Genomic DNA, 16,288 nt, shown 5'->3' with positions numbered 1-16,288 from the left:
CAATAAATGCCGTTTGCTGATGTTGCTGTATTGCTTGATACGCTTGTAATGTTTGGTAATAAAAATGAAGAATAGCCATATAGCATGAATCTACCTTAGCGCCATAAAAACTGGTGTATGTTCAAGATCTTTCATGTTTTTATTGTGCTGTTACTTGCGCCATCCATTGCCGTTTATGCCCAGGATGCAAGGACTGACAGTTTGGTTTCCGTTATTAAAAAGCTTCCTGATGACACAAGTCATGTAAATCATTTGCTTGACTTGTGCTCTATATATAGCGAGACGAACATACTTAAAATGATCGAGGTAGCGCACGAGGCATTGGCTTGCGCAAAGCGAAACAACTACGAAAAGGGAATTGCCGATGCTTACGGATGGCTTGGTACTGCTTATTCAGATGTAGAGAACAATCGGATGGCCCTGGTGTATTACCTGGAAGCACTGAGCATGGATGAGAAGCGAAATGATCTGGAGGCGATGGGCGCAGGCTATAATGACATCGGTAATTTGTATGTAAAGGAAAGGAAATTTGATAAAGGATTAGAGTACTATCGCAAGGCTATGGCTATATGGCAGCAGGTAGGAAATAAAAGAGGTCAGACAACGGCCTTATATAATCTGGCAAACATCTATCAGGAACAAGGTAATGATGCGACTGCTCTCGAATACTATAATCGCGCCGTGGAGAATGCCGAGCGAATCAATCATACCTATGTGCTAACGGCCTCCATGATCAATATGGGGCTGATCAATTTAAAGCGCCACGATTGCAAGGTAGCGTTGCAATTTGCGGATAAGGCGTTTCAACTGGCTAGCGACAATCATCATAAAAGTTTTCTTCCGGAGATACATGGACTATACAGCGATATATACGTCTCGCAGGGAATGCCACAGAAAGCAATCATAGAGGCTGAGAAAGGGTTGGAGATGGCCGGTATGGTAAATAAGAAGCTATATATACTGCAAAACTACAAGCGTGTGGCAGATGCTTACTTTGCTGCCGGAGACCTGCCTAAGGCTTACCAATTTTTGTCTACCTATGCGCAATTGGACGATTCGCTTAGAAGTATGGCAAATAAAGAGTCGATTGAGCAAGTGCTACACGGTTATGAGCTCGATAAAAAAGATATGGAGTTGGAAGCCAAAGCTCAACAATACCAATCGGATTTATTCAAAAGAAATGCGTTCATTATATTGTTAATTGGTTTGCTGTTGATTATTTACCTGATCTACCGGCAAACGAAATTAGTACTCGCTTCCCGGCAACAGCAGCTCAAGTATGTTACGCAAACGCTCCTGGAAAAATCAGCCATGATCACCGCTATACAAAGTGAGCTGGATGTGTTGAAACGGAGTGAAACCACAGTAGACCGCAACATGGAGAAATTCTCAAGGATACTGCAGTTGAAAATCCGTACAGAAGAAGAGTGGGAGAACTTCAAGAAAGCATTTGAAGAAGTATACCCCCGGTTCTTTCATAACCTTCGGTATAAATATCCGGGTATAACGGCATCCGAGCTTCGTCTGGCTGCTATTACCAAACTGAATTTATCGGTGAAAGAAGCGGCTACCATGCTGGGCATTTCATCTGAAAGTGTAAAGCAATCGCGCTATCGCCTCAAGAAGCGAATAGGCGTGCCTGAAGATACTACGTTAAAGGAGGTATTAGAGAATTATGGTTAATGGCTTGTTATGTATGAATGCTGTTTGCTGGGAAACAAGAGCATGCACTAACGTTCATCAGTATCTTCTGCTTTAAATCACAAAGCTGATTTTTGTCATATTAAATTAGAAAAGTCTTTCACTCCACATGTTAGCTTATTCAGGCAATTTTAAAAGCTTTATCTTGCGGCCTTACAAACAAGTATACCACAATGAGTATTGATGCCGGTCTTTTCGCCCGAAGTGAAGGTAAATGTGAGCTCTGCGAACATTCAGAAAACTTACAGATGTATTTGGTGTCCTCCACAAGATCGGATATCGAGAATAAAATTGTTGTTTGCAATACATGTTTTGATCAACTCCATGGAACATCGGCGATGGATAGCAATCATTGGCGATGTCTCACCAGCAGTATGTGGAGCACAGTACCGGCTGTTCAGGTCGTGGCGTGGCGCATGCTGAACAAATTGCTTTCCGAAGGCTGGCCGCAGGATTTACTCGATATGCTTTACCTGGACGATGATACACTTGCATGGGCAAAGGAGGGAGCACCATCGCAGGATGAGATAGCAGATGCTGCCGTTGTTCATAAGGATAGTAACGGAAATATTCTGCAACAGGGCGATACAGTGGTATTGATCAAAGACCTTGATGTGAAGGGAGGCGGATTTACGGCGAAGAGAGGAACAGCGGTTCGAAACATTGCTTTAGTAGAGAACAATCCCAACCAGATAGAAGGGCGTGTTAACGGCCAGCAGATTGTTATTCTTACGCAGTATACAAAGAAATCGACTTGAACCGTTCGGGTGTATCAGCAGTATATTTGATGCTACTGTTTTCCTGTTATTGATATTTACCAGAAATGTATAGTCTGTAGAAAGCTATAAATGAAAAAGCCGGACATCATCCGGCTTTTTTTATTGTCTGGTATCCATTAACGAATAACGTGTAACCTTTTACGGTTCACGCTTCCTCAATATACTTCTTCTTTCAGTTGCTTGTTGTCGAGGTAGTTCCACACGAGACTGCTTGCTCCGAGAATAGGAGCAGCCTGGTTCTGCAATCCGGATGGAAGTACTTTTACTTTGCCACGGAATAGTGGCATCAGGTTCGCCTCCATGTGCTTGATGGTAGGCTTGAAGATAAGATCACCGGCCAGTGATAAACCGCCAAACAGGAATATAGCTTCCGGATCGGTATGCACTACTGTTTCGGCCAGTTTCATACCAAGTATCCGGCCGGTATATTCAAACGCTGCCAGCGCTACTACATCACCACGCACAGCCGCTTCGGTGATCATCTTGGTTGTTAGATTGTCGAAGCTGATGCCGCGTAGTTCACTAGGCTCCAGGTGATCGGCCAAAAGTTTATATACGGTACGCTTTATACCGGTAGCCGATACGTATGTTTCCAGACAGCCGCGCTTTCCGCAGTTACAGAAACGACCTGCCGGGTTTACAGATGTGTGTCCTACTTCACCTGCTATACCATGTTTACCATTCAGGAGCAGGCCATTGCAGACAAAACCGCTGCCGAGGCCGGTGCCCAATGTAATCACCACGAAATCTTTCATCCCTTTGGCGGAGCCATATACCATTTCGCCTACGGCTGCAGCATTTGCATCGTTGGTTACAATGGCGGGTATATCAAACTCTTCACGGAACATGTCGGCCAATGGAATGATACCTTTCCAGGGAAGGTTGGTTGCCCGCTCAATGGTTCCCTTGTAATAGTTTCCGTTCGCGGCACCTACACCAACGCCGATAATCTTGTGAGCAAAAGAAATGGTTGACGTGGCTTTGCGTAACGCCTCGGCCAGTCCGCCAAAGTAATCTTTGAACTCCTCATACTCGGTTGTTGAGATGCTGCCCTGGAAAACAACATTGCCATCGCGATCAACGATACCGTACTTGGTATTCGTTCCTCCGATGTCGATTCCAATGGTTAGTTCTTTCATGGTAAAATTGAATTATTGATTGGTTTGGATGGGTTGTGTCAGATTGAAAGTATCTTCGCTATACGCAGTGACTCATCGTCTATTTCATGATGACTCTGCATAATGGTATCGAAGTCGTTGTATACGATCTTGTTGTCTTTTATGCCCACCATCACATCATTCTTTCCGTCTAGTAAACCTTCTACCGCTGCTATACCCATACGACTTGCCAGTACGCGATCGAAATAGGTCGGTGCACCACCGCGCTGCAGGTGTCCGAGCACCGTTACTTTAATGTCAAAGTAAGAAGAACGCTCTGCCACCTTCTTGGCCAAAGTATGTGCATCACCGATCTTAGACCCTTCTGCCACCACAACAAGATTTGATTTCTTATTAGTTTCTTCGCCTTCGCCCAGTATCTTATAAAGTTCTTCGAACGTCATCGTTTCTTCGGGTATAACGATTGCGGCAGCTCCTCCTGCAATACCACTGTTTATTGCGATATAACCCGAGTTACGTCCCATCACTTCTATAAAGAATAAACGGTTATGCGAGAGGGCCGTATCGCGGATCTTGTCAATCGCTTCTACAGCTGTATTGGTTGCCGTGTCGTATCCAATGGTATAGTCTGTACCTGACAGATCGTTGTCGATCGTACCGGGTATACAGATAGAAGGTATAGCAAACTCCTGGTAGAACTTGTGCAGACCGGTAAATGTACCATCACCACCAATGGCAATCAGTGCATCTATACCTTCACTTCTCAGTTTGCCCAAAGCCTTGAGTCTTCCTTCGGGTGTACGAAACTCTTTACTACGTGCCGACTTCAATACGGTGCCCCCGCGTTGCAGTATGTTACCTACCGAGCGTGCATCCAGTTGCTCAAAGTCACCTTCAATCATCCCTTCGTACCCACGTAAAACACCAACACATTCTACCTTGTAGTAGGCGCAGGCACGCACTACAGCACGGATAGCTGCGTTCATTCCCGGAGCATCGCCACCCGATGTGAATACCCCGATCTTCGAAATTTTATTGCTCATCTGGTTAAAAAATCCATCAAAAATAATGTACTGTTAATATTTTGCAATCAATTAATATATCATTCAGATTTCAATCGTTTGAAATAATTGATTAGCCCGTTCGTAGACGAGTCGTGTGAAGTAATTTCTCCCGCTGCGGTAAGCTCGGGGAGAATTTTCTTGGCAAGAACCTTCCCGAGTTCAACACCCCACTGATCAAAACTAAAGATGTTCCAGATTATACCCTGCGTGAAAATTTTGTGTTCGTACAGGGCGATCAGACTGCCGAGTGTTTCCGGTGTAAGCTTCCTGAACAGGATGCTGTTGCTCGGACGATTGCCTTCAAACACACGGAAGGGTGCATGAAACGCTACCGCTTCTTTATCCAATCCCAATGCGCCAAGTTCTTTCTCTACTTCTTCCAGTGTTTTACCTTTCATCAACGCTTCGGTTTGAGCAAAGAAGTTGGAGAGTAATTTATCGTGATGATCTCCTATAGGATTCTGACTGATGGCGGGAGCGATAAAATCGCAAGGGATCATCTTGGTACCTTGGTGAATCAATTGATAGAACGCATGTTGTCCGTTCGTACCCGGCTCGCCCCAGATTACCGGACCGGTTTGATACGTTACAGGATCACCATTACGATCTACCGATTTACCGTTGCTCTCCATGTTACCCTGCTGAAAGTATGCAGCGAAGCGATGCAGGTATTGATCATAAGGAAGTATAGCTTCCGATGCTGCGCCGAAGAAGTTATTATACCATACGCCCAGCAGCGCCAGAATTACCGGTATATTTTTTTCGAAAGGCTCGTCTCTGAAATGCTTGTCCATTGCATGCGCACCGTCCAGTAATTTTTCAAAATTATCGAAGCCTATGGTGCAGGCAATTGAAAGACCAATGGATGACCATAGTGAATATCTTCCGCCAACCCAATCCCAGAATACAAACATATTCTCAGGCGCTATACCAAATTTTGTTACCTCTTTCTGGTTGGTAGATACAGCTACAAAGTGTTTGGCTACTTCTCCTTTACCACCGGTTTTTTCAAGAAACCAGGCGCGTGCTGACGCTGCATTGGTCATCGTCTCCTGCGTAGTGAATGTTTTGGATGCGATGATGAACAATGTTGTTTCCGGATCAAGGCCTTTTAGCGTCTCCGCTATATGTGTACCATCTACATTGGAAACGAAATGCGGCGTTAAACCTTTCCAGTAGGGGCGAAGTGCTTCGGTTACCATATACGGGCCGAGATCAGAACCTCCTATACCTATATTTACAATGTCTGTAATCATTTTGCCAGTAAATCCTTTCCAGGTTCCGTTCAGCAGGTTGGCAGAGAACGCTTTCATCTGGTTCAATACCTTGTTTACCTCCGGCATCACATCAACACCTTCGGAGAGAATGGGGGTGTTGGCACGGTTACGCAATGCGATGTGCAATACCGAGCGGCCTTCCGTCTGGTTGATGGCCTCACCGCGAAACATGGCATCGATCGCATCTTTCAACTCTACTTCATTAGCCAGTGCAATCAGCTCTTTAAGAACTTCCTCGCTGATGATGTTCTTGGAGTAATCTACAAGGATGTCGTTGAAGCGTGCGTGAAACTTGTCAAAGCGCTTGTCATCGTCATGAAAGAGCTCACGCATGTGCATGGCCTGCATGTTGAGAAAATGCATTTCGAGCCTTTGCCAGGCTGTGGTTTCGGTTGGATTCTGGTTTGGTAGCATAAGATAAAATAATGGAGTGCTAAGATAGACTTTATGGCCAAAGCATAAAGGATGATGAAAGTAAAAAGCCTAAAGCGAAAATCGGTCTGACTTTCTGCTTTAGGCTTTTAAGCTCTGTGCTTTCTACTTTCAACTTTAAGCTTTTAAGCTACTTCTTGAATTTGCTCACCAGCATAGCGAGTTTCTCTTCCATACTGGCTTCTTTTTCCTTCGGCTTATCCTTTTTGCCGCGCGGTTGGGAAGGGCCGCTCGGAGCCTGGTCAGCAAACGGATTACTCTTCATGGAGAGGCCAATGCGCTTGCGGGCTACATCAACTTCCACTACGGTAACTTTCACTTTTTGCTGAACGGTTACAACTTCTTTCGGGTCTTTGATGAACTTGTCAGATAAGTGGCTGATGTGCACCAGGCCATCCTGGTGAACACCGATATCTACAAACGCACCGAAGTTGGTAACGTTGGTAACTATACCCGGGAGCGACATGCCCACTTTCAGATCGGAGATGGCGTTAACACCATCCGTAAAGCTGAATATTTCAAACACCTGGCGCGGGTCACGTCCCGGCTTTTCAAGTTCAGAGAGTATATCGGTGAGAGTAGGCAAACCTACTTTCTCGGTTACATACTTTTTAAGATCAAGCTGCTTGCGCAGTTCGGCGCTGCTCATCAGGTCTTTTACCGAACATCCCAGGTCGGCCGCCATCTGTTCTACAATGGGGTAACTTTCGGGGTGCACAGCACTGGCATCCAACGGATTTTCAGCTTCGCGAATGCGCAGAAAACCGGCAGCCTGCTCAAATACTTTTTCACCGAGGCGTGATACTTTCATCAGCGACTCGCGGTTCTTGAACGGACCGTTCTGATTTCTGTATTCTACTATATTCCTGGCCAGCGAAGAGCTTAACCCAGACACATAAGAGAGTAGCTCTTTACTGGCGGTATTCACTTCCACGCCTACGGAGTTCACGCAGCTCATCACTACGTCATCAAGGCCTTGCTTGAGTTTGGTTTGCTCTACATCATGCTGGTATTGACCCACACCAATAGACTTAGGGTCGATCTTTACCAGTTCCGCCAGCGGGTCGGTTAACCTGCGGCCAATGGAAACGGCTCCGCGTACAGTAACATCTTTATCCGGAAATTCTTCCCGCGCTACTTCCGATGCTGAATATACCGAAGCACCGCTTTCGTTCACCATTACTACAATAATCTTATTGTTCAGGCCGATAGACTTTACGAATGATTCCGTTTCGCGTCCGGCTGTGCCGTTACCTATGGCAATCGCTTCAATAGCATATTGCTCGCATAGTGCTTTGATGAGTGCGCCCGATTTGGCTGTTTCCCGTTGCGGCTCGTGTGGGTATATAACATCGTGGTGCAATAATTTTCCCTGACGATCGAGGCATACTACTTTACAGCCTGTACGGAAGCCCGGGTCGAGTGCCAGAACACTTTTTTGCCCGAGAGGCGCGGCAAGCAAAAGCTCCTTCAGGTTAGAAGCAAAAACTTTAATGGCTTCTTCATCGGCCTTCATCTTCGATTCCATCCGAACTTCTGTTTCCAGTGACGGACGAAGCAGACGTTTATAGCTGTCTTTTATAGCAAGCTTCACCTGTTCGGCAGCGGCATTTTCACTTTTGATATACTGACGCTCCATCGAACTGATGGCCAGCTCTTCCGGAGGGTATATATCCAGTGCGAGTATGCCTTCTTTCTCTCCGCGGCGCATGGCCAGCAAACGGTGTGACGGAGTTTTGGAGATCGGCTCACTCCACTCAAAGTAATCTTTGAACTTCTGGCCTTCAGCTTCTTTGCCTTTTAATACACGCGATTCTACGTGGCCTTCACTCCAGAATATCTCGCGTACCTGCTTCCGAGTATCCGGATTTTCACTTACCATTTCAGCAATGATATCGCGGGCACCGTCCAAAGCTTCTTCGAGTGTATTAACACCTTTCTCGGCATTGATAAAGGTTTTTGAAAATTCTTCGATGTCGAACTTCTCCTGATCAAAGAGACGCAGGGCCAGGGGCTCCAGGCCTTTTTCTTTGGCCACACTTGCGCGTGTTTTGCGTTTGGGTTTATAAGGAAGGTAAATGTCTTCCAGTTCCGCGAGTGTCTCTGCAGAAACGATCATTGACATAAGCTCGGGCGTGAGCTTGCCTTGCTTTTCTATGGAGCTGATAACCGCTTCACGGCGCTTATCGAGTTCACGCAATTGCTCAATGCGGTCGCGGATGTTTGTGATCATTACTTCGTCCATACTTCCCGTCATTTCCTTCCGGTAGCGCGAGATGAACGGAATGGTAGCACCTTCTGCTAACAAATCGCCAACAGCTTTGACATTTTTGAGGGGTTGTGAGAATTCTTTTGCTATCTGTTCAACCCACCGTGCGAGATTCTCTTGTTCCATAATTTTTAAAACAGGTCGGCAAAAATAGAAGAAGGATCGTAACCTGCAATAGTGTATTTTTAGCAGTACGTAAGTTTCGGCAGATGAAAAAAAGCATAGCCCTTGTGGCTCACGACAATAAGAAGAAAGAGTTAATTGAATGGTCGAAGTTGCATCGCTCGAGCATGGAAAAATTCAACATTTATGCTACCGGCACCACTGGACGTTTGCTGGAACAGGAACTGCAAATGCCCATTCAGATGCTGCACAGTGGCCCGCTCGGAGGAGATCAGCAGATTGGTGCCCTCATATCAGAAGGCAAGATCGAAGCGCTTGTATTTTTCTGGGACCCGATGGAGCCACTGCCGCACGATCAGGATATAAAAGCATTGTTACGCATCGCTACAGTGTGGAATATTCCCATCGCCTGCAACCGCTCTACAGCCGACCTTATCTTCTCCACACCTGATCTTCTATACGGATATGAACGCGTAAAGCCCGACTTCTCATCGTATGAGAATCGTAAACTGTAGGCTATAGTTTTTTTGCGAAGTATATTTTTAATTCTTTCACGTGTTCTCGCCGGAGCAGAGAGAATGCGGTTTGTTCGATGCAACAAATACCGGAAGGAGAGAGACTCGCCTGGATATGAATACACTATTATAATCAGGTACGTTGATAACTAATTCCTGATTACTTTCAGACGGCCATATTCAATTTTATTGCTTTCTTGTGGCCGTCTTTCGACGCTAAATTATGGATACGAACAAGGGTTTGAAATCAACGTTGATTGGAATTATTGTCAGTGCGATTTTAGCGATTATTAAAGGTGTGGGAGGTATCGCCGGAAACTCATACGCACTCATCGCCGATGCCATCGAATCCATGACAGATATCGTTACCTCCGGCATGCTGTGGCTGGGATTAAAATGGTCGGCAAGACCAGCGGACACAGAGCATCCGTACGGCCATGGTAAAGGGGAAGCACTGATTTCTGTTGGCATTGGATTGGGGTTGGTAGCCGCAGCCATTCTCATTGCTGTAAAAAGTATAGAGAACATTGCCACTCCTCACAAGACTCCCGAGCTATTTACACTTATCATTCTGGTGGCTGTTATTCCTACCAAAGAAATCCTGTATCGCTTTGTATTAAAAACCGGTAAAGAGATTAATAGTGGTGCCGTTGAGGCCGATGCATTTCACCATCGAAGTGATGCCATAACTTCGGCTGCTGCCTTTATCGGCATTTCAATAGGATTGATTGGCGGCAAGGGATACGAAAATGCTGACGACTATGCTGCACTTTTCGCGTCAGCAATAATCCTCTTTAACGCTTACAAAATAATTCGCCCTGCCATTGGGGAATTGCTGGATGAAGAACTGGACATGGAGCTCAATAAAAAAGTGAGAGAAATTGCTGCACAAGTTGATAAAGTACTTTTTGTACAAAAATGTGCGATTAGAAAAATGGGAATTTTTAAAATTGCTGACCTGCACGTTTGGGTAAATAAAAATCTGACCGTTGAAGAAGGACATAATATTGCTCATCGCGTAAAGGATGCCATCCAATTGGCCTATCCCTATTTCATCGATGTCATGATTCACATCGAGCCTGCATCCGAAGAAGTCATGGCAAAGGCTTCATCTTCCAACCAGAAGCATTTGCATGATGACCAAAATCACAGACATGATGTGCGATGAAGTTGGTCATTCTATATCTTATATATTTAACGACAGAAGTAAAGCATTCATAAGTAATTATACCATTTAACCGAAAGGGATGTAGCGCTTGTATTGCTTATATATTACTCGGTATTGGAATAAATGAAGTATATAATTCAGCACGCTGTTGGTACATAATAAAAAAGCGACGCAAGAACCTGTATTGCTTAGTAAATACTAAGTTTTTCAATGTCAAAGAAAAGGCCCGGTAATAATTTTTCACCGGGCCACTTTCCAATAACTTTAGTTCTGCTTACTAAAGAAGTTTATAAGTTCTTCAGCATATACATCGGGTACTTCCAACGCTGCAAAGTGACCGCCCTTTTTCATCACGTTGAAGCTTGCAACACTAACCATTCTTTCGGCCCACGCTCTTGGAAACTGAGCTTCTTTCGGAAAGAGCGATATACCCGATGGTACTTTAACATGCTGAGCAGATTTTAAACCACCCATATAACTGGCCCGTGCGTTTTCAGCATAAACCCGGATGGAGGAATTGATCGACTGACTAACCCAATAGATCATGATGTTGGTAATCAGTTCATCTTTGGTTAAACAGCTTTCAATATTTCCGTCATGATCACTCCATGCATAGAACTTCTCAATCATCCAGGAAGCAAGTCCCGCGGGACTATCATTCAAGGCGTATCCAAGGGTTTGGGGTTTTGTTGATTGTATCATGTTAAATGCTCCCTCCGTGAAGAACCAGTGCTGAATCTGCTGTCCAAATGCCTGCTCCTCTGGTGTCATCTTGCTCCAGTCTTCCGTGCCGTTCGGATAACCGACATCCGTTAAATGGATGGCTTTTATATTTTCCGGGTATTGCACCGCCAATGATTTGGTGACTTCTGTTCCCATATCTCCACCGGCTGCAAAGTATGTACTATAGCCCAGCACTTTTGTCATCAGCTTGTTGAACAACTCGGCTACCCGATCGATGTTCACGGCTGTTTGCTGTGAGAAACCAAAGCCCGGTATAGAGGGAATTATAACATCGAAAGACTCATGAAGCATGGGAATAACTTTAAGAAAGCGATAGAATGAATCAGGCCACCCATGCGTAAGAATAAGAGGTGAGGAGTTCTTCGCTTTTCCTTTTACATGGATAAAGTGAATAGTTATACCATCAATCTCTGTTTTGAACTGAGGGTGTTTGTTGATTTCGGCTTCGTGCTTTCTCCAGTCGTATTCGTTTTGCCAGTACGTTACTAATTCACGCAGATAGGTTGGGTTGGTGCCATAACTCCAGCCTGCATTTTCAGGTTCGTCCGTCCAACGGGTTTGCTTTAACCGGATAGATAGATCGTTTAAAACTTCCTGGGGTACTTCAATTTTAAAAGATTTCATAGTTGTTGTGTTTCGTTTTTTTGATAGATCAAAGCTAGGGAGAAGGCTGTCCCTGCCATTGTAAAAAATTTACCAGGCGGTGCTATTGAATGGAGGTAATGGTCAGGAAGGGAGTTTAAAAATCATGTCTGACACGAGACTGTTTTCCTGAATTGCCATCTGAGAGTTTATATAGTCGGTAGGGCTGATGCCAGAGAAATGCAGGAAATCTTTAATCAGATGTGCCTGATCATAGTAGCCATAACGTTGCACGACCGAGAACCAATCGATCTTGTTTTTTTGCAACTGGATATCTTTTGTTACCTGCTGAAAACGGTTCAACCGCTGCAGATACTTGGGAGAAAAGCCAGTGTGCCTTTTAAGCAGATGGATTACATGCTTTTGAGAGTAGCCTGATTTGTGAACTAACCAATCGATAGGCCTGTCGATGTTCTGATCGATAAACCGCACGATCTCATGCTCCATACTATGATCTATCCGGAATTGTAAAAAGTAATTTTCAATCAACGCAAACATTTCCGGAATGCTGGAAGCATTGATAATTCTTTGATATAAATTACTGAATGAGTTGCCCAGTAAAGCTTCTGCTTCTATACCAACATGGTCAATGGCTGTTATCGGTATTTTCGTCAGACAAAAAAAGCCGCCTGTGGTAAACCGGATGCTTATGATAGTAGAATCGGTGTTGTTCTTATAAAGAATGGCCTGTTTCTGTAATCCGGAAATCCATGCCTTCCTGACTTCATGCTTTTTCTCAAAGCCATCTGTCGGATAAATGGTATTGACAGTTTTGTCGTTAAGTTCGATTACAAGATTAACGCCACCATCCGGTAACTCTTTCAAAAAAGGAATGGGCAGCGATCCATGCACATAAACCATGTACTCGATAAAGTTCGACAACGGAAATTCAGGAATGTGTTTCTGTACCTGCATTCTTAACTTTTTCTGCTAAAGGAAAGATCGTTATTATCAACAACAAACAAATCATATAATCGATGAAAAGAATTTCTTCAATTATCAGACATCCCATTAATTAACTATAAATTTTGAACCTGCTGATATAAGCTCGAATTGCGTTTAAACAGGGATGATACTATATACCATACGAAGGAGTATAGCAGTTGGGTTGTAGCTATAGGATATTAGAATCGCCCGAATTGAGCGGATGATAATTACACAAATCCGCGAAAACGGATTTTATGTAAAAGCGTATATACCTGCTTCGGCGATGCTTTGATTATGGTTGTGCTATTTTTTGATCGTACTGCTTCTGCAAGTCACTTATTTCTTCATCGAAGCCCTGCTGGTCACGGAACGCTGTGGGATTGTAGGCATCAGAAGGCTTGTGTTTTTTGTGCAGGTAAAATTGGCTGGCATGAGAAGCCACCCAGAGATCGAAAGAAATAGTTTTAAGGGCATTCAGGGTATATGCATAATCTTCGGCTATATTTGGATACGTAGCGATGTCATTAAAACTTTTCTCAACAACAATAGTCGGCATGTTGGCAATGAGCACCCGATACGATTGCTGGTTGTCTTTTACTGTTAACAGGAAACTGCACGAACCCTTGGTGTGGCCAGGGTGATGCAGCATAACAAGCTGCGCATCGCCAAGTTGAATTGTATCGCGGTCATGCAGTACTCGATCTGTTTTTACCGGTTGAAACGTGCTGCCGGAGTCACCAAACGCATAGTCGGAACTTCCGCCATCCGCCAGCACAGCAACATCTTTTTCATCGGCCATCAGCGTGGCTCCTGTCATTTTCTTCACAGAAGCCATTGCGCCAACGTGGTCGAAATGAGCTTGTGTGGTTAAAAGTATTTTGATGTCTGAAAATTTGAATCCCAGTTTTTCAATATTGTTCTTTATTATCGGCGCTGATGAAGCAAGGCCAGTGTTGATCAGTATATTTCCCTGAGGTGTTACAACGAGATAACAGGCAAGTTCATACGTACCTACATAATACAGGTTGCCGGCAATTCGAAACGGAGTATAAGGCTTAGACCAGTCCGGGTTTGTATCGTGCGGTTCGTGTACATGCTGCGCTACGACCGAATGAGATAGAATAGTGAGCGAGGCAAGGAGCAAAAGAAAATCACGCATATAACTGTAGTTGGGTTGGGAGTAAATTTCGGATCAAGTTACTAATTTTTCGAAAACGATTTCAGTTCAAATTGGGGCGTTTGGAATGATAAGTCTTAGAAATGGATATACGTTGTAAAAGTGAGGACGGAACGATCTACGTTTACTCAAAAATTGATTGTTCACTAAGGAAAAGGGGAGAAGGTATCTGCAGTGATATGGCGAGTCTTGTAAGCTCATCTTTGTTGCATGAATTAAATACAAGTAACATGCGTTAGCAGCAACAATATTTTATCATAGTTTAGAGTAAAATTTCCCGCGATACAAACTCTACCTATATTTGAAACTTTTTGCGCAGAAAGACGGTCAAAAAAGCAACCATTCTTTTACAAGAGACAAAAGAACGGACAACGAATTCTCAAAATGCGTCTGCATTTTTCCCACAGTTCGTGGTTGAAGCCAATCAATTTTTTTTATTGTCTACCTTTTTGTACATCGACATCCTGGGAAATTTCATGGTATGCAATCACCTTTGTCATTTCGTACTTATGAAAAGAACTTCACAAGAGTTGCGTTATGATTGATAGTCGTCTTCGCAGCTTTCTTCTCAAGTTCGATTTTATGAAAGAAGGAGATGTTTTACAGTCGTCATATTTATTGGCGTCAGATCCTTCACACAACGTTTAGTTTTGCCCAACCCCCGGTATTTCTTACGGAAGTGGAATGATAAGAATGAAATGTAAATCCATTGGATATCGTTCACTCAGATTGAAACTTAACCTAATAACAAGATATGAAATCTTTTCTAGCACTGATACTATCCTTAGTATGTCTTTCATTAAGTGCGCAAAAATATCAGGGAGATAGTTGGGCAACTGTAAAGGCATCGGGAAAGGGCACATTGACCATTGTATACTACAAACAACCAGGACTGATATACTCGGAAAATGGCAAAATGAAAGGTGTATGTGTCGAAATCATCGGTGATTTTGTAGAGTTTGTGGAGCAGAAATATGGTAAGAAACTGGATGTGAAATATGCCGGTGAAGAAACGGTATTCACTGACTTCTTAAAAACGGTTCAAGGTACTAAGGATATTCTAGGTGTAACCAACGTTACAATCACAGAAGAACGAAAGAAATTTTTCAAATTTACTCCGCCATTTCTTTCTAACCCGCCGATTCTGCTTACGCATAAAGATGCACCTACTGTAACTTCATTTGGCGACATCAACTTTCTATTGAAGGGGTACACAGCGGAGATTATAGGCGGAAGCACCCATGTGAAAAGAATTGAGCAACTTAAAAAGCAATATGTGCCAGGTTTGAAAATTGAGTATGTTGAAAACGGGCCGGGCATTTTGCGCGATATTACCGCCAATCCCAAGATCTTCACTATTCTCGACTTTACTGAATATGTAGATGCTGTCAGGAAAAATTTGCCAGTCAAAAGACAAAACCTTGATCTTGGTAGTATGGAAGACCTCGCCTATATCATGGCCAAGCAATCAGACTGGGACGAACCTTGGAATGAATTTCTTACCCTGAGCTATCGTACGAGTTCGCGTTATCGGAAGATTGTTGTTGACAACCTGGGGGCAACATTTCTGGCGGTTATAAAATAACTATTGTGCTTGGATAAGATATGCAATAGGTGGCATATATAGCATAATGATGTTCTGTCTTGAAATATATCTTTAGCCTACAATACCATCTTCTGCCATGACATGCCCGAATACTTTTGTAAGGTAAATATTCGCAGCGCTATACTCGAATTGATTTATAGTTATAACGGATTGAAAGGTTTGAATACGCTTGATTAGTCAAATTAAGAAAACCTTGAAATTGTAAGATTTCGAGAATGCATTGAACCGCACAGGATCACTTCGAACCAAAAAAGCCTGAAATCTTTAAACGACTTCAGGCTTTTTCGTATTCGTAGACTGGAGGGGGGCTGGTAGTTCGAGCTTTTTCCTTCAGGCTTTGCTAATACAAAGTGGTGTTTGTTAAAGAAATACGCGGGTGAATGAAGTAGTATATTCGCATTATCGAAGTACCTTATCGACATGCAATACTAATACCATGATAAGTGAGTGGAATGAATTCAGTCATCTTTTTAAGAGGCAAATAATCACTGCAAAAACAACGCTTTTACGCGAAGGACAAATTTCAAAAAACGTCTATATTATTGAAAAAGGATGCCTGCGTATCTGGTTTAACAACAATGGCAAAGATGTTACGTTTCAATTCTTCCTCGAAGGTGAGAGTGTCTCATCAATTGAAAGTTTCTGGACAAACCAGCCAAGCTTGTTTAACATTGAAAGCATTGAGCCATAGAGCCTATCTTCAGATATATTATTCCATGCAAAAATATCTGCATATATTCGGATGT

At 43.6% G+C, this 16,288-nt stretch carries 13 protein-coding genes; 6 read left to right on the top strand and 7 right to left on the bottom strand.

Annotated features, from left to right (window positions below):
* Positions 1-117: 117 nt before the first annotated feature.
* Together V7Q33_RS16165 and V7Q33_RS16160 are read left to right on the top strand one after the other, a co-directional pair.
* Positions 118-1,683, top strand: a complete 1,566-nt coding sequence (locus V7Q33_RS16165; protein WP_333820492.1) for a tetratricopeptide repeat protein — start codon at positions 118-120, stop codon at positions 1,681-1,683.
* A 266-nt stretch (positions 1,684-1,949) separates the two neighbouring features.
* Positions 1,950-2,459 carry an alkylphosphonate utilization protein gene (locus V7Q33_RS16160; RefSeq protein WP_333820501.1) on the top strand — a complete coding sequence of 170 codons (510 nt, stop codon included), beginning with the start codon at positions 1,950-1,952 and terminating at the stop codon, positions 2,457-2,459.
* Between the two features lie 176 nt (positions 2,460-2,635).
* Here the strand turns inward: V7Q33_RS16160 and V7Q33_RS16155 are convergent, their stop codons facing one another.
* The 4 genes from V7Q33_RS16155 to V7Q33_RS16140 form a co-directional block, all read right to left on the bottom strand.
* The gene (locus V7Q33_RS16155) at positions 2,636-3,619 is read right to left on the bottom strand and encodes an ROK family protein (protein WP_331980401.1); all 984 of its coding nucleotides are present in this window, start codon (positions 3,617-3,619) and stop codon (positions 2,636-2,638) included.
* Positions 3,620-3,657: 38 nt separating this feature from the next.
* Positions 3,658-4,641 carry a 6-phosphofructokinase gene (pfkA, locus tag V7Q33_RS16150; RefSeq protein WP_331980403.1) on the bottom strand — a complete coding sequence of 328 codons (984 nt, stop codon included), beginning with the start codon at positions 4,639-4,641 and terminating at the stop codon, positions 3,658-3,660.
* A gap of 59 nt (positions 4,642-4,700) precedes the next feature.
* Positions 4,701-6,353 (bottom strand): glucose-6-phosphate isomerase, encoded by a 1,653-nt coding sequence (gene pgi, locus V7Q33_RS16145; protein ID WP_333820490.1) that lies wholly within the window; start codon positions 6,351-6,353, stop codon positions 4,701-4,703.
* A gap of 148 nt (positions 6,354-6,501) precedes the next feature.
* Positions 6,502-8,766, bottom strand: coding sequence for a Tex family protein (locus V7Q33_RS16140; protein WP_333820489.1), 2,265 nt, complete (start codon positions 8,764-8,766; stop codon positions 6,502-6,504).
* 83 nt (positions 8,767-8,849) lie between these two features.
* Between V7Q33_RS16140 and V7Q33_RS16135 the strand changes: the two genes are divergently transcribed.
* Positions 8,850-9,278 carry a methylglyoxal synthase gene (locus V7Q33_RS16135; protein ID WP_331977018.1) on the top strand — a complete coding sequence of 143 codons (429 nt, stop codon included), beginning with the start codon at positions 8,850-8,852 and terminating at the stop codon, positions 9,276-9,278.
* Between the two features lie 223 nt (positions 9,279-9,501).
* Positions 9,502-10,446 carry a cation diffusion facilitator family transporter gene (locus V7Q33_RS16130; RefSeq protein ID WP_333820488.1) on the top strand — a complete coding sequence of 315 codons (945 nt, stop codon included), beginning with the start codon at positions 9,502-9,504 and terminating at the stop codon, positions 10,444-10,446.
* A 264-nt stretch (positions 10,447-10,710) separates the two neighbouring features.
* Here the strand turns inward: V7Q33_RS16130 and V7Q33_RS16125 are convergent, their stop codons facing one another.
* The 3 genes from V7Q33_RS16125 to bla form a co-directional block, all read right to left on the bottom strand.
* Positions 10,711-11,814 (bottom strand): epoxide hydrolase family protein, encoded by a 1,104-nt coding sequence (locus V7Q33_RS16125; protein WP_333820487.1) that lies wholly within the window; start codon positions 11,812-11,814, stop codon positions 10,711-10,713.
* Positions 11,815-11,916: 102 nt separating this feature from the next.
* Positions 11,917-12,747: an AraC family transcriptional regulator gene (locus tag V7Q33_RS16120; RefSeq protein ID WP_331977012.1), complete on the bottom strand. Its 831-nt coding sequence runs from the start codon at positions 12,745-12,747 to the stop codon at positions 11,917-11,919.
* Between the two features lie 304 nt (positions 12,748-13,051).
* On the bottom strand, positions 13,052-13,918 hold the full coding sequence (gene bla / locus V7Q33_RS16115) for a subclass B3 metallo-beta-lactamase (protein WP_333820486.1): 867 nt from the start codon (positions 13,916-13,918) through the stop codon (positions 13,052-13,054).
* A 772-nt stretch (positions 13,919-14,690) separates the two neighbouring features.
* Between bla and V7Q33_RS16110 the strand changes: the two genes are divergently transcribed.
* Together V7Q33_RS16110 and V7Q33_RS16105 are read left to right on the top strand one after the other, a co-directional pair.
* On the top strand, positions 14,691-15,521 hold the full coding sequence (locus tag V7Q33_RS16110; RefSeq protein WP_333820485.1) for a transporter substrate-binding domain-containing protein: 831 nt from the start codon (positions 14,691-14,693) through the stop codon (positions 15,519-15,521).
* A 457-nt stretch (positions 15,522-15,978) separates the two neighbouring features.
* Positions 15,979-16,233, top strand: coding sequence for a Crp/Fnr family transcriptional regulator (locus tag V7Q33_RS16105; protein WP_333820484.1), 255 nt, complete (start codon positions 15,979-15,981; stop codon positions 16,231-16,233).
* Positions 16,234-16,288 lie beyond the last annotated feature (55 nt).

The organism is Ohtaekwangia sp., from assembly GCF_036786105.1.
In the GTDB taxonomy this organism is placed as follows: Bacteria; Bacteroidota; Bacteroidia; order Cytophagales; family Cyclobacteriaceae; genus Ohtaekwangia.
The sequence above is the reverse complement of the archived record's forward strand: the minus strand, read 5'-3'. Positions and strand labels throughout refer to the sequence as shown.